Source organism: Microbacterium sp. 69-10, assembly GCF_001897945.1.
GTDB lineage: Bacteria > Actinomycetota > Actinomycetes > Actinomycetales > Microbacteriaceae > Microbacterium.
This window is the reverse complement of the sequence record NZ_MKRT01000018.1, coordinates 87,093-107,329: the sequence shown is the minus strand read 5'-3', so window position 1 is coordinate 107,329 and position 20,237 is coordinate 87,093. Positions and strand designations below refer to the sequence as shown.

Sequence of the window (20,237 nt, the reverse complement as noted above, 5' to 3'; positions counted from 1 at the left end):
TCATGCTCCCTTCACGGGGTGCCGCGAGGCGGCCGCATCGAGCAGCCGCTCGTGCCCGCGGACGAGATCGTCCACGGCTGCGGCGAGAGTGGGATCCTCGCCGCGCGCGAGGCCAGCGTACTCCAGGTGGATGGAATCGTCGGATGCTGTCGCCTTGACCCACATGCGGCGGCGCGGGACGAACAGCGCGAGGCCGAGCCCGGCCAGGGCGAGCAGGGCGAAGACGAGCACCCAGACGACGGAGTCGTCGTGGTGGATCTGCAGCGAGACGTAGCGCTTCACGGACTTGCTGAAGTCCTTGGCCCCCGCGGGCGACTCGTTCTCGAACGTGACCGTGCCGAGGCCGTCGGGCAGGTCCGCAGTCTCACCGGGCTGCAGCTGGATGGACTTCACATCCGTGCCGCGCCCGTTGAGCTTGGTCATGTCATTGGTGTCGAGCTGGTAGACCGAGACCGGGTTGCCGCCGTCGATGCCCAGGTCGCCCTGGTAGACGTCGAGCGTGAGCAGCGGGAAGTTCAGATCGCCGCGGATGGAGGTGAACGCCCCGCTCTTGAGCTTGGCCGGCGTCGGGTAGAGGAAGCCGACCAGACCGAGCTGCTCCGGCATCCCGTCGGGGAGCTTCAGCACGCCCAGCGAGGTCATGTTGTTGTCCTGCGGCAGGAACTCGACCGGTCCGCTGAAGACCTCGACGCCCTGCGCGTTGCGCACCGTGATACTGGGCGCGTAGCCGTTGCCGAGCAGGTAGACGTTGTCGCCGCCGACGCTCAGCGGGTGGTTGACCTCGACGGCCGCCTTGCGCTTCGACCCGTCGGGCTCGCGCACAGTGAGGTTGGCCTTGAAGTTGCCGGCCTGACCGGCGCCGGGGGCTCCGAGCGCCTCGTACGTGACGTCGAAGGAGTCCAGCGTGAGCGCGTAGGGCACGAAGGCATCGTCCGGGACGAAGCGGCCGCGGTTGATCGAGTTGTAGTCGATCAGGGCGTTCACGTAGGACTTGCCCTCGACCACGACGCGCTGCCCGGTGTAGGCGAACCCGCCGCCCACGCCGACGGTGATGAGGACGCCGACCAGGGCGATGTGGAAGATCAGGTTGCCGGTCTCGCGCCAGTAACCGCGCTCGGCCGACACCGACCAGACCCGCCCGCGGTCGTACCGCGCGACGCGGTAGCCGAGCGCCTTGAGCTGCTTCTCTGCGACGTCGATGGATGCCGCGGCATCCGCATCCGCGGTTGCTGAGCCCGCCGAAGTGCCACGGCTGACGGACCGGTGGTCCTCCAGCCGCGCGAGCCGAGCCGGCGTGCGCGGCGGAAGCGCGCGCAGCGCCTTCGCATGATGCTTGATGCGCGGGATGATGCAGCCGATCAGCGAGATGAACAGCAGGATGTATACGGCAGAGAACCACGGCGACGAGTAGACGTCGAACATGCTGAGCTTGTCCAGGATCGGGAAGAGATCCGGGTTGTCGGTCTTGTACTTCAGCACGCCGTTCGGGTCGGCGGACCGCTGCGGGAACACCGAACCGGGGACCGCTCCGATGGCCAGGAACAGCAGCAGGATCAGCGCGACGCGCATCGAGGTCAGCTGACGCCAGCCCCACCGCAGCCAGCCGACGAATCCGAGCTTCGGCTGCGTGATGCCGTCGTCGGCGGCGTCCGCCGAGTCGATGTGGTCGGCAGGCCGCAGCGGATCGGACACCGAGGAGGACCCGTCCTGGCCGCCCTTCGTCCTCCGATTCGGAGTGCCCTCAGAGGGGGAGGATGACACTGCTCATCACCGCCCCGATGTTCGACATGATCTGGGTCCACAGGCCGGTGACCATCAGCAGGCCCAGCACGATCAGGAGCGCGCCGCCGATGATGTTGACGGTGCGGATGTGGCGGCGCATGAACGCGGTCGCCGAGGTCGCCCAGCCGAAGCCCAGCGCGACCAGCAGGAAAGGGATGCCCAGGCCCAGCGAGTACGCGACGCCGAGCAGGGCCGCACGCCACGGGTCACCCGCGTTGAACGACAGCGCCACGATCGCCCCGAGCGTCGGTCCCGTGCAGGGAGCCCAGCTCAGGCCGAGCGCGATGCCGAGCAGCGGCGCCCCCACGAGCCCCGTCGTGGACTGCACGTGCAGCCGCATCTCGCGCTGCGCGAACCCGAAGAAGCCGAGGAACACGAACCCCATGACGATGATCAGGGCGCCGAAGATCCGCGTGATCAGGTCGGACCACTGCAGCACGAACGCGCCGAAGGTCCCGCTGAGAGCCGTGATCGCGACGAACACGATCGTGAAACCGAGGATGAACAGCAGCACGCCCAGCAGCAGCCGGCGCCGGCCGGACGCCCCGGACGCCGAGCCCGTCGACGCGTCGCCCTGGGCCGTCGATGCCCCGGCCGCTCCCCCGATGAATCCGAGGTAGCCGGGCACGAGGGGCAGGATGCACGGGGAGAGGAAGGACACGAGGCCGGCGAGCAGCGCCAGCGGGATCGCGAGCCAGAGGGCGCCGGCGCCGATCACGGCATCCGGATTCACGCCTTCTCCTCGAGGGCGTCGGCGATCAGGGTCGACAGGATCGACGTGCCGTCGATGGGTCCGATGATGCGGGCGGCCACGCGGCCCTTGCGATCGAGCACGAGAGTGGTCGGGGGCGCCTGGATGGGCGCGACCTTGGCGAACGCGAGCTTGGCCTGACCACTGTCGGCGTCCAGCAGGCTCGGGTAGGTGACGCCGTACTTCTCGGCGAACGCCTTGGCGGTGGCGGCCTGGTCGTAGATGTTCACGCCCATGAACACGACGCCGTCGCCCTTGTGCTTCTGCCACACGGCCTCGAGGTCCTTGGCCTCCACACGGCACGGACCGCAGGTGGCGTACCAGAAGTTCACGACGATCACTTCGCCGAGCCTGTCGGCGCTGGAGAACTTCTCGCCCGACTCGGTGGTTCCGCCGAAGACGACAGGCTCACCGCGCTTGTCGGCGGGGATCTCGACGACGCGGAGATCGTCGGCCGTGTAGGCCTTCTCCTTGCCATTCAGGAACGCGTCGGTCGCGGGGTCGGGAGCGCAGGCGCTCAGGCCCACGGCGAGCACGCCGGCGAGGGCCCCAGCGCCGATGCGCAGAACATCGCGGCGGGATCGAGCAGGCGAGGACACGCTGGGAATCGTACGCGCGTTTCCTATGGGTGCTCTGGAACGGTGCTATTCGCCCGCGGGCGCACTCGCACCGATCGCAGGATCGAACCCGACCAGAACATCGGCGAGCTCCGCACGGAAGCGCGGACACGTCGAGATGTCGTGCGCCGAGCATCGCAGGGCGTGCTCGGTCATCGCCTTCGAGTGCCGCATCTCGGCCATCCGGCGGTCGAGATCGTCGAGATGGGCCTGCAGCACCTCGTGCCGTCCGGACATGTCGCGTTCGAGCAGATGCGCGATCTGGTCCAGGCTCATGCCCGCCGCCTTGCTGCGCAGCACGACGGCCACGCGCACGACGTCGTCGCGACCGTAGCGGCGCCGGCCGGCGCCGTCCCTGGCCGGCGAGAGCAGACCGACCGATTCCCAGTGCCGCAGCACATTCGTGGGCAGGTCGAACCGCTCGGCGACCTCGCCGACGGACCACGGACGATCGGAACTTGACTTCATGTTGACATGAAGTCACAGAATGGCGGGGAAAGCACCCCGCCCCCCAGGAGGATCACCATGCGCGACGTCATCATCATCGGCGCGGGCCCCGCCGGCCTGCAGGCCGCCCTGACCCTCGGACGCATGCACCGCACCGCACTGCTCGTCGATTCGGGCGCGTACCGCAACGGCACCGTGCGCCACATGCACAACGTCATCGCCAACGACGGCACGCCGCCGGCCGACTTCCGCCGGGTGGCACGGGAGCAGCTCGACGGGTACGCCACGGTCGAGGCGCTCGCGGGCACCGTCGATCAGGTGGAGTCCGTCGACGGCGGCTTCGGCGTGACCTTCGAGGACGGCCGGACCGAGAGCGCGTCCCGGCTGCTGCTCGCCACCGGCATGGCCGATGAGCTCCCGGACATCGAGGGGCTGGCGAGCCTGTGGGGGCTGCGTGCCTTCAGCTGTCCGTTCTGCGACGGCCACGAGTTCGCGGGCCGCAGGATCGGCCTGGTCGGCGAGAGCTCGCGTTTCGAGCACCTGGTCCGCCTGCTGCGTCCGATCGCCGCGGAGATCGTGGTGTTCGACGGCGAGGCGCTGGAGGATGGGCAGCGCCTGTCACTGCAGGAAGCAGGAGCGGCCATCCATCCGGGCCGTGCGTCCGCGGTCGCGGAGCACGGCGACGGCGTGCGCGTGACCGCCGGCGAAGCCGTCGACGTGGCGGGACTGTTCGTCGCCACGGGACCCGCGCGTCAGCGCGCGCCCTTCGCCGCCCAGCTGGGTCTCACGATGCTCCCCAGCGGAGCGATCGAGATCGACGACTTCGGCAGGACATCCCGTCCCGGGGTCTGGGCGGCCGGTGACATCGCTCACCGGGCGAGCCTTCCCGGCGCCATGGCATCCGTGCTCGCGGCGGCCGCCGCGGGTCAGCTCGCCGCGGCATCCGTCGTGCAGGAACTGGCCGGCTGAGCGCTCACACCGCGCCGAGGTCGATCCCGGATGCCGCCGGCTCGGCGTAGTCGATCTCCCGCCACACGTCGCCGACGCGCTCGAAACTCGTGACGCTCGACAGTGCGCAGCGGCGTGTGCGGGGGTCGTGGCGCAGCGGGAGGCCGGCGACCGCGAGGTGCGTGATCCAGATCGGCGCCTGATGGGAGACGAAGACGACGTCCCCGTCATCCGCGGCATCCCACCGCTCGTCCATCGCCGCCAGCATCCGATCCGCGACCGAACGATACGGCTCCCCCCAGCTCGGCACGGAGGGCCGGCGCAGGTGCCACCAGTTGCGCGGGTCGCGCAGCGCGCGCGACATCCGCCTCCCCTCGAACACGTTGGTCGGCTCGATGATGCGATCGTCGAGCGTCGGAGTGAGGTCGAACAGCTCGGCGAAGGGCGCCGCCGACTCCTGCGTCCGCTCCAGCGGTGAGCAGCGCAGTTCGGCGACCGGGCGCCCGAACTGCTGCACGTGCTCGGCGGCGGCGCGCGCCATCGCGCGGCCGGCGTCGCTGAGGTGGTAGTCCGGCAGCCGGCCGTACAGCACCCGCGCGGGGTTGTGCACTTCGCCGTGGCGGACGAGGTGGAGTCGGGATGCCGTCACGCACCCACCGTAGCGCGCCGGTCCGTGCGAGTCGGGCGCCACGACACCCCACGTAGACTGGGACGGTCCCTCTTTCCCCGATCAGAAGGAATCCTCCGTGCTTCGCACACACACGGCAGGCTCGCTGCGAGCCGAGCACATCGGTCAGACCGTCACCCTCACGGGTTGGGTCGATCGTCGCCGCGATCACGGAGGCGTCGCGTTCATCGATCTCCGGGATGCCTCGGGCATCGCGCAGGTCGTCATCCGTGACGAGGAGGTCGCTCACCCGCTCCGCAGCGAGTTCGTGCTGCAGGTGACCGGCGAGGTCTCCCGCCGTCCTGCCGGCAACGAGAACCCGAACCTGCCCACCGGCGAGATCGAGCTGATCGCGACCGACGTGGTGGTGCTGAACGAGTCGGCGCCGCTGCCCTTTCAGGTCTCCAGCGGACTGGCCGAGACCGACCCGATCGGCGAGGAGGTGCGACTGAAGCACCGCTACCTCGACCTGCGTCGGCCGGCACCCGCCGCCGCGATGCGCCTGCGCTCGGACGTCTACAAGGCGATCCGCGACGAGCTGCACCGGCGCGAGTTCATCGAGGTGGAGACCCCGACACTGACCCGGTCCACCCCGGAGGGCGCCCGTGACTTCCTGGTGCCTGCCCGCCTGCACCCGGGCAGCTGGTACGCGCTGCCGCAGTCGCCGCAGCTGTTCAAGCAGCTGCTCATGGTCGGCGGCCTGGAGAAGTACTTCCAGATCGCCCGCTGCTATCGCGACGAGGACTTCCGCGCGGACCGCCAGCCCGAGTTCACGCAGCTCGACATCGAGATGAGCTTCGTCGACCAGGAGGACGTCATCGAGATGATGGAGTCCCTCATCGTCGCGATGTGGAAGACCATCGACGTCGACGTGCAGACGCCGCTCCCGCGGATGACCTACGCAGACGCCATGGCGAAGTACGGCTCCGACAAGCCCGACCTGCGCTTCGGACTTGAGCTCGTCGAGGCCACCGACTACTTCAAGGACACCCCGTTCCGCGTGTTCCAGTCCGAGTACGTCGGCGCGGTGCTCATGCCCGGCGGCGCCTCGCAGCCCCGCAAGACCCTGGACGCCTGGCAGGACTGGGCCAAGCAGCGCGGCGCCCGGGGACTCGCATACGTGCTCTTCAACGAGGACGGCACCCTCGGCGGCCCCGTCGCCAAGAACCTGTCCGAGGCCGAGCAGGCGGGCCTCGCCGAGCTCGTGGGCGCCAAGCCCGGCGACTGCGCCTTCTTCGCCGCGGGTTCCGCCAAGGAGTCGCGTGCACTGCTCGGCGCCGCGCGGGTGGAGATCGGTCGCCGTCTGGAGCTGCTCGACCCGAACGTGTTCGCGTTCACCTGGGTCGTCGACGCTCCCATGTTCGAGCCCGCCGGCGACGCGATCGCCTCGGGTGACGTGGCCGTCGGATCTGGCGCCTGGACGGCCGTGCACCACGCCTTCACCGGCCCGAAGCCGGAGTTCGAGGACACCTTCGACACCGACCCGGCATCCGCCCTGGCCTACGCGTACGACATCGTCTGCAACGGCTCCGAGCTGGGCGGCGGCTCGATCCGCATCCACCGCGAAGACATCCAGAAGCGCGTCTTCAAGGTGATGGGCATCAGCGAGGAGCAGGCCGATGAGAAGTTCGGCTTCCTGCTGGACGCCTTCAAGTTCGGCGCTCCCCCGCACGGCGGGATCGCGCTGGGCATGGACCGCGTCATGCAGCACCTGACCAAGACCGATTCGATCCGCGAGGTGATCGCGTTCCCGAAGTCCGGCAACGGCTTCGACCCGCTCACCGAGGCCCCCGGCACGATCTCTCCCGAGCAGCGCGCCGAGGCCGGCGTCGACTTCGTCCCGGAGGACGAGCCCGCCGAGGCCTGAGCGCACCGGGCCGCTCGCTCGTCGAGACCCTACCTTCTGCCGAGACCCCTGCGTACGGTCATCTGTACGTAGGGGTCTCGGCGCAAACTGGGGGTCTCCGCGACGGGGCGGGAGGTGCGTGGCGGACTCAGGATGCGAGGGCAGGCGCGATGTTCTCGTTCCAGACGTCCACACCCAGCTTGCCGATCAGCAGCACGACGACGGCCAGGAACACGACGCGGATGAACGTGGATCCTCGCGCGATCGCCATCCGCGAGCCGAGGTAGCTTCCACCCACGTTCGCCGCCGCGAGGATCGCGCCGAACAGCCACAGCACGGCGCCGTGCGGGATGAACAGCAGCAGCGCACCGAGGTTGGTGGCGAAGTTCACGATCTTCGCCTTGGCACTGGACTGCAGGAAGTCGTAGCCCATCAGCGCCACGAGCGTGATCACCAGGAACGTGCCGGTGCCCGGCCCGATCAGCCCGTCGTAGAACCCGATCAGGAGTCCCGTGGCGCCGGCGGCGATGTGATGCCGATGCCCCTGGAAGCGCAGTCTCGTCGCCGCGCCCATCTCGGGCCGGAACGCCGTGAAGATCGCCACCGCCAGCAGGGCGACGACGATGATCGGCTTGAAGGCGGACGCCGGGAGCACGATCGCCACGGCTGCTCCGCCGAACGATCCGGCGAGCGCGATCAGCGCCATCGGCACCGCCGTGCGCAGGTCGGGTTTCGCCCGGCGGTAGTAGGTGACAGCGCTGGTCGTAGTGCCCGCGAGGCTCGCGAGCTTGTTGGTCGCCAGCGCCTGCACCGGCAGGATGCCCGGGATCAGCAGCAGTGCCGGCAGCTGCAGCAGACCGCCGCCACCGACCACCGCGTCGATCCATCCGGCACCGAACGCCGCGATGACGACGAGCACCAGCATGCCCCAGGTCAGCTGTTCCAGCCCCAGCAGCGCTCCGATGTCCATCACCACAAGGATGTCAGACTGATCCCATGCTCGACGCCCTCACCCTGCCGCATCCGCTGTCCTTCCGCACCGGCGACGCCGTGCTGCGCCGTGCGACCGAGGCGGATGCCGACGCGATCATCGCCCTGCTCGCGGATGACCCGGTCAGCGCAGCGCGCGGCGATCAGGCCAAGCCGGAGGATCGCGGGCTCTACGCCGCCGGACTCCGCGCGATCCTGGCCAGCACCGAGAACGACCTCCTGGTCGCGGAGATCGACGGCGGTATCGTCGCGACGTTCCAGCTCACGCTCATCCCCGGCATGGCACGACGGGGCGCGCTGCGTCTGCTCGTGGAGGCGGTGCGGGTGCGCAGCGATCTGCGCTCCGCAGGACTGGGCTCGGCCCTGATGCGCTGGGTGACGGACTCCGCGGCGCCGGCGCTCGACGCCGCCCTCGTGCAGCTGACGTCGGATGCCGCCCGAGTGGACGCGCATCGCTTCTACGAGCGTCTCGGCTTCGTCGGCTCGCACCGGGGCTTCAAATACGCAGTCGCGTCACCGTCGACACCGGGTGCCACCTCCCGATAACCTCCCGTTAACCGGCGTCCCCCTGCGGGGTAACCGGGGACGCGTAGCGTCCAGCCGTCCCGAACCGGCTTCGCCGGAACTCCGAGAGGAAAACATGGCAATCATCACCCGCCGCACGCGCCTGGGCGCCGGCATCGCATTGGCCGCCACCGCGGCACTGCTGCTCACCTCCTGCTCCGGCGGCAGCACGCCGGGCGGCTCCGACGGCGGCGACGCCCCCAAGTCCGCGACCGCGACGTCGGTGAAGGACTTCGGCTCCTTCGCAGACCTCGAGGCCGCGGCCAAGAAGGAGGGTCAGCTGAACGTCATCGCGCTCCCGCACGACTGGGCGAACTACGGCGCGATCCTGGATGCCTTCAAGAAGAAGTACCCCGAGATCACGATCAACGAGCAGTCGCCCGACGTCTCCAGCAAGGAGGAGATCGACGCTGCGAAGACCAACAAGGGCCTCGACACCGCACCCGACGTCTTCGACCTGGGCCTCGCAGTCGCGCTGTCGAGCACCGACGTCTTCGCGCCCTACAAGGTGCAGACCTGGGATGACATCCCCGCAGAGCTGAAGGAGCCCACTGGGCTCTTCGTCGGCGACTACGGCGGGTACATGTCGATCGGGTACGACTCCTCGAAGTTCCCCGAGCCCAAGAGCCTCGACGACCTGAAGGGCGCCAAGTTCAAGGGGTCGGTCGCGATCAACGGAGACCCGACGCAGGCCGGTGCCGCGTTCGCCGCGATCGGCCTGGCCACGGTGCAGTCCGACGGCACGCTGGACGACTTCCAGCCCGGCATCGACTACTTCGCCGAGCTGCAGAAGGCGGGCAACTTCCTCAAGGTCGACCCGACGCCCGCGACCGTCGCAAGCGGCGAGACCCCGGTCGTGTTCGATTGGGACTACCTGAACACCGCCTACTCCAAGGACGTCAAGAGCTGGAAGGTGACGGTGCTTCCCGGCACCGGCTACGCGGGCTACTACAACCAGGCCATCAACAAGGACGCCACGCACCCGGCGGCCGCGCGTCTGTGGCAGGAGTTCCTGTACAGCGACGAGGGGCAGAACCTGTACCTGGCCGGCGGCGCCCGCCCGGCCCGCATGGAGGCCATGACCAAGGCCGGCACCATCGACGAAAAGCTCGCGTCGGCCCTGCCGAAGGCGCCGGAGAAGACCGTCGTCCCGACCGAGAAGCAGAGCACCGACGCGGGCACGCTGCTCGGCGAGAAGTGGGCGGCGGCGATCCAGTGACGACCGCCGTCACCCCGGGGACGGATGCCATGGCATCCGTCCCCGTCCCCGCCGGGACCGCGCGTGACGCGCGGTCCCGGCGCTCGGCGTCGTGGGCATGGCTGGGACTGACCCCGTTCGCCGCCTACGTGCTGCTGTTCCTCGCCCTGCCGACCGTGCTCGCGCTCGCCTCGGGCCTGTTCACGAAGACCGGCGCCTTCACCTGGAGCAACCTCTCCGCGCTCGGCGATCCCGCCGTGCTCAGCACCTTCGCGAGCTCGACCTGGGTGTCGCTGCTCACCGCGATCGTGGGCGCCGTGGTGGGCGTGCTGGTCTGCTACGCCCTGCTGGGCATGAACCCCGAGGGCGCGGTGCGACAGTCGGTGGATGCCGCAGCCGGCGTTCTCGCGCAGTTCGGCGGCGTCATGCTCGCGTTCGCGTTCATCGCGACCATCGGCGTGCAGGGCATGGTCACCGTGTTCCTCAAGGACTCCTTCGGCATGAACATCTTCGAAGGCGGCACCTGGATCTACGAGGTGCCCGGCCTGCTGCTGCCCTACATCTACTTCCAGGTCCCGCTGATGGTGATCACGTTCATGCCCGCTCTCGCCGCGCTGAAGCCGCAATGGGCCGAGGCGAACGCCACACTGGGCGGCACCCGCTCCAGCTTCTGGCTGCACATCGGCTTCCCCGTGCTCGCACCGTCGTTCCTGGCCAGCCTGCTGCTGCTCTTCGCGAACGCGTTCTCGTCCTACGCCACCGCCGCGGCCCTGATCAGCCAGGGCTCGCAGATCGTGCCGCTGCAGATCCGCGCCGCGCTCACCAGCGAGACCGTGCTCGGCCGCGACAACCTGGCCGGCGCGCTCGCGCTCGGCATGATCATCGTCGTCGGAGTCGTGATGGCCCTGTACTCCCTCATCCAGCGCCGGGCTGCGAGGTGGCAGGCATGAACTCGCTCGCCCCCTCCCGCCTGACCCGCTGGATCATCGGCATCCTGGTCGGCGCGTTCTTCGCCATCCCGCTGATCGCGACCTTCCTGTACACTCTGCGCGACCCCAAGGGCGGGATGTCGCTGGTCAACTGGCACAAGCTGATCGACCCGGCGTTCGCGAGCACCCTGCAGCCGATCTGGACAGGCCTGGGCAACTCACTCGTGCTGGCGGTCGTCACTGTCGTCATCGTGCTGGTGCTGCTGGCCCCGACCATGATCCTGGTGCACCTGAGGTTCCCGAAGCTGCGCCCGGTGTTCGAGTTCCTCGCGCTGCTGCCCATCTCCATCCCCGCGATCGTGCTGGTCGTCGGCCTGTCGCCGATCTACCTGCAGATCGCCCGGACGCTGGGCACCGGCACCTGGACGCTGGCCTTCGCGTACGGCATCACGGTGCTGCCCTTCGCATACCGCGCGATCCAGGCGTCCATCGACGCGGCCGATCTGCGCACGCTCTCCGAGGCCGCCCGCACGCTCGGCGCCGGCTGGCCCACGGTCGTGATCAAGGTGCTCGCCCCCAACCTGCGTCAGGGTCTGCTCGCCGCATCACTGATCTCAGTGGCCGTTGTGCTGGGCGAGTTCACCATCGCCTCGCTGCTGAACCGTCAGGTCTTCCAGACCGCGATGGTCGTCGTCCGCAACCAGGACCCCTACCTGCCCGCCATCTTCACGCTGCTGGCGCTGCTGCTCGTCTTCGTCCTGCTGCTCATCATCGGCCGCGCCGCGCGCGGCCACCGAAAGGCCCGCTCATGACCGCTCCGCTCCCCCGCACCCAGGACAACGCGCTGCTCGCCGACGCCGGCGAGGGCACCGCCGTGCAGTTGCAGGGCATCGTCAAGAGCTACAGCGGCAACACGGTGCTGCACGGCGTGGACCTCGACATCGCCCCCGGCGAGTTCGTCTCGCTGCTCGGTCCCTCCGGCTGCGGCAAGACCACGCTGCTGCGGGTGCTCGCCGGTCTCGAGGGCTCGGACTCCGGCGCCGTGATGCTGGGCGGCAAGGACGTCTCGCGGATTCCCACCAACAAGCGCGACATCGGCATGGTGTTCCAGTCGTACTCCCTGTTCCCGCACCTGCGCGTCGTCGAGAACACCGCCTTCGGCCTGCGTCGTCGCGGGGTCGGCAAGGCGGACGCTGCGAAGCGCGCCCTCGACGCGCTGGCGCTCGTGGGACTCCAGGAGCACGCCGACAAGTTCCCGCACCAGCTCTCCGGCGGCCAGCAGCAGCGCGTGGCGCTCGCCCGCGCCCTGGTCACCGAGCCGAAGGTGCTGCTGCTGGACGAGCCGCTGTCGGCGCTGGACGCCAAAGTGCGCGTGCAGCTGCGCGACGAGATCCGCCGCATCCAGCTGCGCCTCGGCATCACCACGGTCTTCGTCACGCACGATCAGGAGGAGGCACTGGCAGTCTCCGACCGCATCGCTGTGATGAGCGCCGGACGGATCGAGCAGATCGGCTCGCCCGAGGAGCTCTACGGCGCTCCCGCCACGGCATCCGTCGCCGCCTTCGTGGGGCTCTCCAGCGTGGTCGGCGGCACCGCCGACGGTGCGAGCGTCGAAGTCTGGGGCCAGACCATCCCGTTGCAGACTCCGGCCACGGGGCCGGTCGACGTGTACCTCCGTCCGGAGAACGTCGTGTTCGCCGAGGGAGCGGATGCCTCGGTGCGCGGCACCGTGGAGGAGTCGACGTTCCTGGGCAGCATGCGCCGCACGGTGGTGCGCACCGAGGCCGGCGAGCGGGTCACCGTGCAGCACGCCCCCGGGATCCGTCCGTCCTTCGGCGACGCGGTGGGCATCGCGCTGCTGGCCGAGCCGGTCGCCGCGCGTCCACGGGCCTGACGGACGCCGCCGGACGCTGCGCGCCTATGCGCGCAGCGTCCTGGCGAGGGCGACGTACTCCGCCGTGGTGACATGGGGCAGGTACGCCCTGCCCAGTGCCATCCCGATCGCGGGCAGCTGAGCGGGATCCGGATAGGCCATGTGCAGCGCATGGCGATCGGGGTGGAACTTGGCCTTGAAGCTCAGCAGCGACCGGAACCCGTACGCGGGCTCCAGCACGCCGCCCAGCCAGGTCAGCAGCCCGAGCATGGCCTGCGACTCCCCCTCTGCGGCATCCGGGTCCGCCGTCTGCGCGAGCGGCGCACCGGACAGGCTCATGAACGCCAGCCCGTCTGCCTTCATCCGCAGGGCGGCGGAGGCCAGCAGGAACTCCATGACGCCGGGCATGGAGCCGTCGGCACGTCTCATGAAGTCCAGCGTCCAGCCGATCAGCTCGCCGCCGTCGTGGACCGGAAGCCAGCTCGTCACGGCCTGCAGCTCGCCCTGCGGTCCGATGGCGATCATGAGCGCGGTCTCGGGGTCCTTCAGCTCGTCGATCCCGCCGAGCGTGAAGCCCATCTCGGGCAGCGCCTTCTCCGCGATCCACTGCTCGCTCAGGGCGTCCAGCTGCGCCGACATCCCCGGTGTCAGGTCGACCCAGCGGGTCCATTCCGCATGCAGGCCGTCGCGGTCCGCCCGCCGGTACGGCTGGCGCACCTTCGCCCAGGCCTTGCCGTCGAGCGAGAAGCGGTCCAGCGGGACGACGGTCTCCTCCGCGACCGGCATATGCCGCCAGCCCAGCGCCCGCGCGGTCTGCAGGGTGGAGTCGTGCACGCTGTACAGCACGGGCGACCAGCCCTGCCTGTCGCAGAAATCCGCGAAGCCGCGCACCACGGCATCCGGATCCGCCCCGACCGGGTCGCCGACGCTGATGGCGAACCCCGAGACCAGCCGGTACGCGATCCCGCCGCGTCCGTCCGGAGTGATCCAGTGCCCGTTGCCGTCCCAGGTGCCGAGGAACCCCAGGGTGCCGCTGTGCACACGCAGCAGCGCCCGGTAGTTCTCGTCGTCGACGTTCCCCGCACCGGCGGCCGGCGCACGCAGCAGGCGCAGCATCGCCGCCGTGAACACGCCCCAGAACAACGGGCCGATCACCTGCCGAGCGACGTTGCCGACCCCGCCGATCCGCTCCGCGATGTGCGCGTGGGTGAAGCCTGCCGGCAAGAACCGGCGCAGTGCGTCGAGGGCGGCGACGCCCAGATCGACATCGGACGAGACGAGCAGCACGATGTCGGCGACGCCGAGCACACCCGCGGCCAGCAGCGCGACCACGGCGAGCCGAGTGCCCGCCCCGCGCTCCGCGCGCACCGCGAAGCGCCGGCGCGTGACGATCAGCAGCGCGCAGACGGCAAGGGGGACGAGGATCGCGACGATGGCGAAGCCGGGGAATGCGCGGTCGATCGCGGTGAGCTCGGCCGGATGCCGCAGATCGTCGCTGCCGATGCTCACCGCGGTCAGCGCCGCGAGCACGAGGTTCACTGCCACGGCGAGCAGCAGCGCGGCTCGGCGCCCAGCGCGCAGGCCGATCGCGGCCACGACGGTCAGCACCAGGGGGACCAAGCTCATCAGCAGCGGGCCGGAACCCCCGACCAGTCCGACCGTGCAGCGGTCGGTGAGATCGTCGCCGCAGCGCGCCAGCAGCGCGTCGACTCCCGCGCCGCGCAGCCCCTGCACGAGCGGGGACAGCGGACCGATCCCGCGCCCGGTGAGCAGCACGACGAGCGGTCCGATGCCGGTGACCGCGACGATCGCCGCGACCAGGGTGCGCACCTCGCCGTACGAGCTGCGGTGCCACGGCGTGCGCGTCCGCCCGCGCGCGAGTGCGGCGCCGAGCACGAGTCCGACGGTCGCAGCGCACAATCGGTACACGCTGTCCACATCGCCGCTGTACAGCGTGAACATGATCAGCGCCGAGAAGCCGAGAAGCCGGATACGGCGCCGCCACAGCACCGGAGCGAGTGCACTCGCCACCATGGTCGCGCCCACGACGCCGACCGCGGGGTCGAGCACCGGCCCGGAGATGCGAGCCCAGGCCGCGCCCTCCGCGGTGGAGAGCGCCTGCACGCCGGCACCCGCCAGCATCCCGAGCACGCCGGTCACGACGAACGCGACTGCGCTGCGCAGTGAGCCCAGAAGCCGCTCCGCATATCCCAGGCCGATGATCGCCAGCGTCAGCGTCAGCACCAGCTCGATCACCGAGTCCGGCACGAGCAGGGCGGTCAGGGGCGTCCACCATCGTCCTTCCGCGAGTCCCGCAGGGCTCACCGAGAGACGGTACGGGTGAGCGCCCCGCAGTGTGCCGAACGCCAGCCCCGTCAGCACGATGAGCACCGAGAACCCAGCCGTCACGGGATGAGCGCGCAGGACGCTCAACGCCCTGCCCCTCCTGTGCGCTGTCCTGGGCGCATCGCCCTGAGCACTCCGTCGCCCGCTCATGGGGCGAGCCCCCAGACCGGCGCCAGCACCCGCAGCGTCTCATCCAGGCCGACCGACAGCGCCGGTCCCACGTGACCTGCACCCGCGATGGAGAAGAACGTCGTGGTGAAGCCGGCGGCCCGGGCCAGGTCGGCGGCATGCCGCGCGGGAGGGCCGTAGATGTGGTCGACCGCGCCCGCCGTGAACACCGCCACTCGCCCCTGATACGCGCCGGGATGCGCCGCCAGCACGTTCTCGGGCTTGTTGGCGTCGAAGGCGGCCCTGCTGCCGCCGAAGACCTTGCTCAGCACCGGCGCGGGTCGCTCCCAGCCGGGCCACTCCTCGCCGGACTGGCTCGCGAGCGATCCCCAGATCTCCGGATGCTGCGCGCCGTACAGGAACGAGCACGCGCCGCCGTTGGAGTACCCGCTGATCGTCCAGCCAGCCGGAGCTGCGGGGACGCGCAGGTGAGTGCGGATCCACTCCGGGATGTCGACGTTGAAGTACGTGTTCACACCGCCGAAGGCCTTCGAGTCCGCGCATCCGGGGTTCTGCCGGGACGAGCCGAGCTGATCGGCGACGATCACGATCGGGCCGAGGCCGTCGTGCTTCGCGGCGAACGCGTCGACCGCGGTCTGGATCGCGGTCGGGGTGGGATTGCCCGGCAGGCCCATCATCTGCACCATGACCGGTAGAACAGGAGGGTCGGCGACCAGCGCCGCCGGTGGAAGGTAGATCGCGGCGTCGCGCGGCACGAAACCGGCGGTCGACGGGATGCGCGAGGCATCGGAGAGCTGCCGCACTTCCCCGTGAGCGGGCATGCCTGCCGGCGCGTGCCAGGTGGTGTACAGCGGCGCGTCAGCGGCGGCAGCGGCGGTGTGCACGGGCTTCGGAAGCTCGCCCACGGGCTGGAGCGTGGAGATCTCCAGCAGGTCGCCCAGGTTGCGGTCCAGCCCGAATGCGGCGTTGATGCCGATCGTGCCCGAGAGCAGCGAGGCGACGATTGTCAGGACCGCGACGATCTTGCGCGGCGCCCTGGACTCCCAGAGGCTGACGATGCCGACGCCGACGGACGCGAAGCATCCGGCGGCCCACCACTTGACCGGGTCCGGCAGCGGAGTGCCGAAGGCGTCGATCGCATCGAGCGTCCAGCTGAGCGCGAGTCCGAGAAGACCGCCGATGACCACGGCCAGCAGCGCCCGCAGCGCCCGTCGTCCTGTGTAACGGCGCACGAGCAGCACGACGATGAGCGCCGCGGTGATCCCCCACAGCACCCACGGGGCGGGGCCGGCGATGATGTCCAGACCGAGCAGCCAGGCGAGCATCCGCCTCCCCCGTTCCGCACGGTCGGATGCCGTGCTCGCCAATGCTAGTTCCGAGCGGCTTCGCGTCACCCTTGAGACGTCTATGCGCGAGCCGTGGATCGGGCCGCTCCGCGGATTCCCCCTTCCCGGCCGTGTCCTGGTCGGGCTAGCTCTGTGCCGGGGCGACGGAATCCGGCGCCCTGGGCGGCATCGACTCGGTGCGCCGCAACGCCGACTCCGAGGTCGTCGAAGTCGAGAACTGAGCGGACGCGCTGAAGAGGCCGCCGACCCGTGGGTCGGCGGCCTCTTTCCGTGTCGTGAGCGCTCAGAGCACGCGGGACAGGAAGTCCTGCGTGCGCGGATGCTGCGGGTTGGACAGCACCTCGCGCGGGTCGCCGTGCTCGAGGATGTGCCCGCCGTCCATGAAGATCAGCCGGGAGCCGACCTCACGGGCGAAGCCCATCTCGTGCGTGACCACCAGCATCGTCATGCCCTCGTCGGCGAGGCTGCGCATCACCTGCAGCACCTCGCCCACGAGCTCGGGGTCGAGCGCCGAGGTGGGCTCGTCGAAGAGCATCATGTCGGGGTTCATGCAGAGCGCACGGGCGATCGCCACACGCTGCTGCTGACCGCCGGAGAGGTGACTGGGGTAGGCATCCGCCTTGTGTCCCATGCCGACACGCTCCAGCATCTCCTTCGCGACCTTCTCCGCCTCGGTCTTGCCGCGCTTCTTGACCTGACGCTGAGCGATCGTCAGGTTCCCGAGCACGCTCATGTGCGGGAACAGGTTGAAGCTCTGGAACACCATGCCGATGCGGGCGCGCACGCGATCGATGTCGACGTCGGGATCGGTGATGTCGATTCCCTCGATCACGATCTTCCCGTCGGTGGGGTCCTCCAGCATGTTCACCGAGCGGAGCAGCGTCGACTTTCCAGAGCCCGACGGGCCGATCACGCAGACGACCTCGCCGGCCGTCACAGTCAGATCGATGCCCTTGAGCACCTCGTTGTCGCCGTAGTGCTTGACCAGGCCCTGGATGTCGATCGCCGGGGCACTCAGATTGATCAGGTCGGTACTCATCGTTCTCTCGCCATCCGTCGCTCCAGCCACGCGGTCAGCCGTGTCAGCGGTATCGTCACGACCAGGTACAGCAGCGCCGCCATGACCATCGGCGTCGCGTTGGCATAGGTGGACAGTCCGTTGCGGGCGTAGGTGGTCAGCTCATACGTGAGCGGCGTCGCTCCCGCGATGAAGAACAGCGACGTGTCCTTCAACAGCAGCACGAACTCGTTCGTGAGCGGTGGGATGATGATGCGGAACCCCTGAGGCAGCACAATGAAGAACATGGTCTTCATCGAAGACATGCCCAGCGAACGGGAGGCCTCGGTCTGCCCCTTCGGGACAGCCTGGATGCCGGCGCGGATCGTCTCCGCCATATAGGCCGACGACACCACGATCAGGCCTAGCGTCGCGGCCCCGACGGGGCCGCCGGGGACCTTCACGTGCAGCGCGATCGGAAGCATGAGTGCGAAGCCGAAGATCGTCATCAGTGCGGGAATACCGCGGAAGAACTCGATCCATACCGTCGCCGCCCATCGGAACGGGGGAATGCTGCTGAGCTTCATCAACGCCAGCACGATGGCGAGGATGAGGCCGCCGAGGAATGACTCGACGGTGAACAGCAGCGTGTTCTTGAGTCCGACGGTGATGATGCCGGGAAGCATCTTCAGTGCGACCTCGGGGTTCGCGAACTGCTTCGCGACGGTCGGCCAGTCGGTGGAGGCCGCTGCCCATGCGATGAGCGCGACGATCACCGCATAGACGGTGTAGTGGTAGACCCGCGTTCGGGTCCGCTTCTTCATAGCCATCGCCTTGGTTCAGGCAGCGCTCAGTTCGTGGCGAAGTACTTGTCGTAGATCTTCTTGTACTCGCCGTCGTCCTTGAGCGCCTTCAGCTGCTCGTCGATCGCCTTGCGCAGTTCGACCTTCTCGCCCTTCGCGAACGCGAAACCGTACTGCTCGTCGGTCTTGTAGGTCTCGACGACCTTGTACGACGAATCGTCTTTCTCGTGCTGCAGGTTGACCGGCAGGTCCTGCAGGATCGCGTCGATCTGTCCGCCCTGCAGGGCGGGCCACAGCACGCCGTCATCCGAGTACTGCAGGAGTTCGGCGCCCTTGGCGTGCTCCTTCGCATAGTTCTCCCCGGTCGTGCCCTGCTGCACGCCGACGTTCTTCCCTGCGAGGTCCTTGATGCTCTCGATGCCTGAGTCGGTCTTCACCAGGAGCGACTGCAGCGAGTCGTAGTAACCATCGGAGAAGTCGATGTTCTTCTTCCGCTCGTCGGTGATGGTCATCGCCGACGCTCCCATGTCGCACTGGCCGGCGAGAAGCGCCGCGCCAGACTGCAGGGTGTCGAAGTTGGTCACCTGGAACTGGACCTTGAGGTCGAGCTTCTTCGCGATCGCGGTGAGCAGGTCGACATCGAAGCCGGTGTACTTTCCGGAGCCGCTCGTCTCCTCGTACTCGAACGGCTTGTACGGGATGTCGGAGCACACGGTGATCTGCCCGGCCGTGACCAGACCATAGTCCGGCCCCGAGGGCGCCTTGTCACCGCCGCCGGATCCCGGGTTGCTGGCGCAGCCGCTCAGCGCGATGACGGTGGCAGCCGCGATCGCGATGCCGGTGATGAGGGGACGACGGTTCATGGTCACTCCTGTGCGACGGGGCTTGCGCCTGAGGACGGGTAGGGCTTTCATCTTGACACGACCCCTACCGCATCGTGGAATGTTTGAACACCACGGGGATCACGGTTGGGTTGCGACCGTGCGCATTTCTGCAAGGCAGTATGGTCAGATGTCGTCAACTCTGATGAGTTCTGCTGATCAGAACTCGAAGTCGACGGCGACCCGAGACGCGACGACGGACGTGATGTACGCACCGGCCTCCTTGTGCGCCGGATGCACCTGGTAGGCCTCCAGCGCGTCGAGAGATTCGACGTCGGCGACCAGGGTCACGTCCCAGTTGGCATCCGGATGCGCGACGTTCGCGCCCGCGCTCACAGCGCGCAGCTCGGGGACGACGCCCATCAGGGCGTTGAGCCGCCTGGCGACCTCGGCCGCCTGCTCGCCTCATAGCACGGCATCCGGCTCGGCCAGCTTCCAGCTCACCACGTGACGGATCATCCGATCGCCTCCTCGAGTGCGTCCTTGAGGCGCTCCGGCGAGACGCGCCAGTGCGCGTGCAGCTCGCCGTCGATCAGCACCACCGGGATCTTCTCCCACCAGCGCTCGTACAGCGCCGGGTCGTCGTTGATGGACCGCTCCACGATCTCGATCTGCTCGGCAGCGGCATCCGGAAGCTCGGCGACCACCGCGTCGATGACTTCGCCGGCGACCTCGCAGAGATGGCAGTCCGGCTTGCCGATCAGAGTGAGGGTGGTCACTGCTCGACCGGTCGCCCCTCGGCGATCCACGCCCCCGTGCCACCCTCGACGTTGGTGGCGTCGTAGCCGCGGGCCTCCAGGGCCTGCACGGCCCTGGCCGAGCGGCCGCCGGCCTGGCAGATCACGTCGAACGCCTCGCCGGGCAGCTCCTCGAGACGCTCACCGAGCTCGGACAGGGGCAGGTTGACGGCGCCGGGCACGTGGCCGGCCGCGTACTCGTCGCGCTCCCGCACATCGATGAGGGGCACTCCCTCACGGGCGGCGAGCTGTGCGATGTCGATCGACTTCATGGCATCCATTATCGTCCGGAAAACACGAAGCGCCCGTCCGGAGACAGGCGCTCGGTGTCGTGCCGCTTACTTCTTGTTGCGGCGCTGGTGGCGAGTCTTGCGAAGCAGCTTGCG

Annotated in this window: 20 protein-coding genes and 1 pseudogene; 7 read left to right on the top strand and 14 right to left on the bottom strand. The window is 69.1% G+C overall.

Features of this window, described 5'->3' with window-relative positions; genetic code table 11:
- Genes BGN97_RS07395 through BGN97_RS07380 form a run of 4 tightly spaced genes read right to left on the bottom strand, consistent with a single transcriptional unit; the run spans nt 1 to nt 3,618 of the window.
- Nucleotides 1-1,692 (bottom strand): cytochrome c biogenesis protein ResB, encoded by a 1,692-nt coding sequence (locus BGN97_RS07395; protein ID WP_292699535.1) that lies wholly within the window; start codon nt 1,690-1,692, stop codon nt 1-3.
- A 49-nt stretch (nt 1,693-1,741) separates the two neighbouring features.
- Nucleotides 1,742-2,515: a cytochrome c biogenesis CcdA family protein gene (locus BGN97_RS07390; protein ID WP_292699532.1), complete on the bottom strand. Its 774-nt coding sequence runs from the start codon at nt 2,513-2,515 to the stop codon at nt 1,742-1,744.
- Nucleotides 2,512-3,132 (bottom strand): TlpA disulfide reductase family protein, encoded by a 621-nt coding sequence (locus tag BGN97_RS07385; RefSeq protein WP_292699528.1) that lies wholly within the window; start codon nt 3,130-3,132, stop codon nt 2,512-2,514. The genes BGN97_RS07390 and BGN97_RS07385 overlap by 4 nt, the downstream gene beginning before the upstream one ends.
- Nucleotides 3,133-3,177: 45 nt before the next feature.
- Complete coding sequence (locus BGN97_RS07380; RefSeq protein WP_292699525.1) at nt 3,178-3,618, bottom strand: MerR family transcriptional regulator; 441 nt, start codon at nt 3,616-3,618, stop codon at nt 3,178-3,180.
- 57 nt (nt 3,619-3,675) lie between these two features.
- On the opposite strand from BGN97_RS07380, the gene BGN97_RS07375 reads away from it, so the two are divergent.
- Nucleotides 3,676-4,566, top strand: coding sequence for an NAD(P)/FAD-dependent oxidoreductase (locus BGN97_RS07375; RefSeq protein ID WP_292699524.1), 891 nt, complete (start codon nt 3,676-3,678; stop codon nt 4,564-4,566).
- 4 nt (nt 4,567-4,570) lie between these two features.
- Here the strand turns inward: BGN97_RS07375 and BGN97_RS07370 are convergent, their stop codons facing one another.
- Nucleotides 4,571-5,194: a histidine phosphatase family protein gene (locus BGN97_RS07370; protein ID WP_292699521.1), complete on the bottom strand. Its 624-nt coding sequence runs from the start codon at nt 5,192-5,194 to the stop codon at nt 4,571-4,573.
- Nucleotides 5,195-5,291: 97 nt separating this feature from the next.
- Between BGN97_RS07370 and aspS the strand changes: the two genes are divergently transcribed.
- Nucleotides 5,292-7,079, top strand: a complete 1,788-nt coding sequence (gene aspS / locus BGN97_RS07365; RefSeq protein WP_292699518.1) for an aspartate--tRNA ligase — start codon at nt 5,292-5,294, stop codon at nt 7,077-7,079.
- Between the two features lie 127 nt (nt 7,080-7,206).
- On the opposite strand, the gene BGN97_RS07360 is transcribed toward aspS, so the two are convergent.
- Nucleotides 7,207-8,028, bottom strand: coding sequence for a TSUP family transporter (locus tag BGN97_RS07360; RefSeq protein WP_292699516.1), 822 nt, complete (start codon nt 8,026-8,028; stop codon nt 7,207-7,209).
- Between the two features lie 26 nt (nt 8,029-8,054).
- Between BGN97_RS07360 and BGN97_RS07355 the strand changes: the two genes are divergently transcribed.
- From BGN97_RS07355 to BGN97_RS07335, 5 genes are all read left to right on the top strand, one after another.
- Nucleotides 8,055-8,594, top strand: coding sequence for a GNAT family N-acetyltransferase (locus BGN97_RS07355; RefSeq protein WP_292699513.1), 540 nt, complete (start codon nt 8,055-8,057; stop codon nt 8,592-8,594).
- A gap of 94 nt (nt 8,595-8,688) precedes the next feature.
- Nucleotides 8,689-9,831: an ABC transporter substrate-binding protein gene (locus BGN97_RS07350; protein WP_292699511.1), complete on the top strand. Its 1,143-nt coding sequence runs from the start codon at nt 8,689-8,691 to the stop codon at nt 9,829-9,831.
- 29 nt (nt 9,832-9,860) lie between these two features.
- Nucleotides 9,861-10,760: an ABC transporter permease gene (locus BGN97_RS07345; RefSeq protein WP_292699601.1), complete on the top strand. Its 900-nt coding sequence runs from the start codon at nt 9,861-9,863 to the stop codon at nt 10,758-10,760.
- Nucleotides 10,757-11,551, top strand: a complete 795-nt coding sequence (locus BGN97_RS07340) for an ABC transporter permease subunit (RefSeq protein WP_292699508.1) — start codon at nt 10,757-10,759, stop codon at nt 11,549-11,551. The genes BGN97_RS07345 and BGN97_RS07340 overlap by 4 nt, the downstream gene beginning before the upstream one ends.
- The gene (locus BGN97_RS07335; protein ID WP_292699505.1) at nt 11,548-12,633 is read left to right on the top strand and encodes an ABC transporter ATP-binding protein; all 1,086 of its coding nucleotides are present in this window, start codon (nt 11,548-11,550) and stop codon (nt 12,631-12,633) included. Before BGN97_RS07340 ends, BGN97_RS07335 begins: the two co-directional genes overlap by 4 nt.
- A gap of 24 nt (nt 12,634-12,657) precedes the next feature.
- Here the strand turns inward: BGN97_RS07335 and BGN97_RS07330 are convergent, their stop codons facing one another.
- From BGN97_RS07330 to BGN97_RS07295, 8 genes and pseudogenes are all read right to left on the bottom strand, one after another.
- Entirely contained in the window at nt 12,658-15,021 is a 2,364-nt protein-coding gene (locus BGN97_RS07330; protein ID WP_292699503.1) for a DUF2156 domain-containing protein, read from the bottom strand.
- A gap of 83 nt (nt 15,022-15,104) precedes the next feature.
- Nucleotides 15,105-16,454 carry an alpha/beta hydrolase-fold protein gene (locus BGN97_RS07325; protein WP_292699500.1) on the bottom strand — a complete coding sequence of 450 codons (1,350 nt, stop codon included), beginning with the start codon at nt 16,452-16,454 and terminating at the stop codon, nt 15,105-15,107.
- Nucleotides 16,455-16,716: 262 nt separating this feature from the next.
- Complete coding sequence (locus BGN97_RS07320) at nt 16,717-17,472, bottom strand: amino acid ABC transporter ATP-binding protein (protein WP_292699497.1); 756 nt, start codon at nt 17,470-17,472, stop codon at nt 16,717-16,719.
- Entirely contained in the window at nt 17,469-18,254 is a 786-nt protein-coding gene (locus tag BGN97_RS07315) for an amino acid ABC transporter permease (protein ID WP_292699494.1), read from the bottom strand. The genes BGN97_RS07320 and BGN97_RS07315 overlap by 4 nt, the downstream gene beginning before the upstream one ends.
- A gap of 26 nt (nt 18,255-18,280) precedes the next feature.
- On the bottom strand, nt 18,281-19,096 hold the full coding sequence (locus BGN97_RS07310; RefSeq protein ID WP_292699492.1) for a basic amino acid ABC transporter substrate-binding protein: 816 nt from the start codon (nt 19,094-19,096) through the stop codon (nt 18,281-18,283).
- Nucleotides 19,097-19,273: 177 nt separating this feature from the next.
- Nucleotides 19,274-19,504: pseudogene (locus BGN97_RS07305) on the bottom strand (Dabb family protein); the annotation flags it as partial.
- 65 nt (nt 19,505-19,569) lie between these two features.
- Nucleotides 19,570-19,833: a glutaredoxin family protein gene (locus BGN97_RS07300; RefSeq protein WP_292699491.1), complete on the bottom strand. Its 264-nt coding sequence runs from the start codon at nt 19,831-19,833 to the stop codon at nt 19,570-19,572.
- Nucleotides 19,830-20,123: a rhodanese-like domain-containing protein gene (locus BGN97_RS07295; protein WP_285635101.1), complete on the bottom strand. Its 294-nt coding sequence runs from the start codon at nt 20,121-20,123 to the stop codon at nt 19,830-19,832. Before BGN97_RS07295 ends, BGN97_RS07300 begins: the two co-directional genes overlap by 4 nt.
- Nucleotides 20,124-20,237 lie beyond the last annotated feature (114 nt).

Bases quoted from the DNA above. Each gene is read 5' to 3' on its own strand.
- BGN97_RS07295 (WP_285635101.1), bottom strand. From the start codon at position 20,123: ATGAAGTCGATCGACATCGCACAGCTCGCCGCCCGTGAGGGAGTGCCC.
- BGN97_RS07310 (WP_292699492.1), bottom strand. From the start codon at position 19,096: ATGAACCGTCGTCCCCTCATCACCGGCATCGCGATCGCGGCTGCCACC.
- BGN97_RS07320 (WP_292699497.1), bottom strand. From the start codon at position 17,472: ATGAGTACCGACCTGATCAATCTGAGTGCCCCGGCGATCGACATCCAG.
- BGN97_RS07335 (WP_292699505.1), top strand. From the start codon at position 11,548: ATGACCGCTCCGCTCCCCCGCACCCAGGACAACGCGCTGCTCGCCGAC.
- BGN97_RS07360 (WP_292699516.1), bottom strand. From the start codon at position 8,028: ATGGACATCGGAGCGCTGCTGGGGCTGGAACAGCTGACCTGGGGCATG.
- BGN97_RS07315 (WP_292699494.1), bottom strand. From the start codon at position 18,254: ATGAAGAAGCGGACCCGAACGCGGGTCTACCACTACACCGTCTATGCG.
- BGN97_RS07340 (WP_292699508.1), top strand. From the start codon at position 10,757: ATGAACTCGCTCGCCCCCTCCCGCCTGACCCGCTGGATCATCGGCATC.
- BGN97_RS07375 (WP_292699524.1), top strand. From the start codon at position 3,676: ATGCGCGACGTCATCATCATCGGCGCGGGCCCCGCCGGCCTGCAGGCC.
- BGN97_RS07345 (WP_292699601.1), top strand. From the start codon at position 9,861: ATGGCATCCGTCCCCGTCCCCGCCGGGACCGCGCGTGACGCGCGGTCC.
- BGN97_RS07350 (WP_292699511.1), top strand. From the start codon at position 8,689: ATGGCAATCATCACCCGCCGCACGCGCCTGGGCGCCGGCATCGCATTG.
- BGN97_RS07380 (WP_292699525.1), bottom strand. From the start codon at position 3,618: ATGAAGTCAAGTTCCGATCGTCCGTGGTCCGTCGGCGAGGTCGCCGAG.
- BGN97_RS07355 (WP_292699513.1), top strand. From the start codon at position 8,055: ATGCTCGACGCCCTCACCCTGCCGCATCCGCTGTCCTTCCGCACCGGC.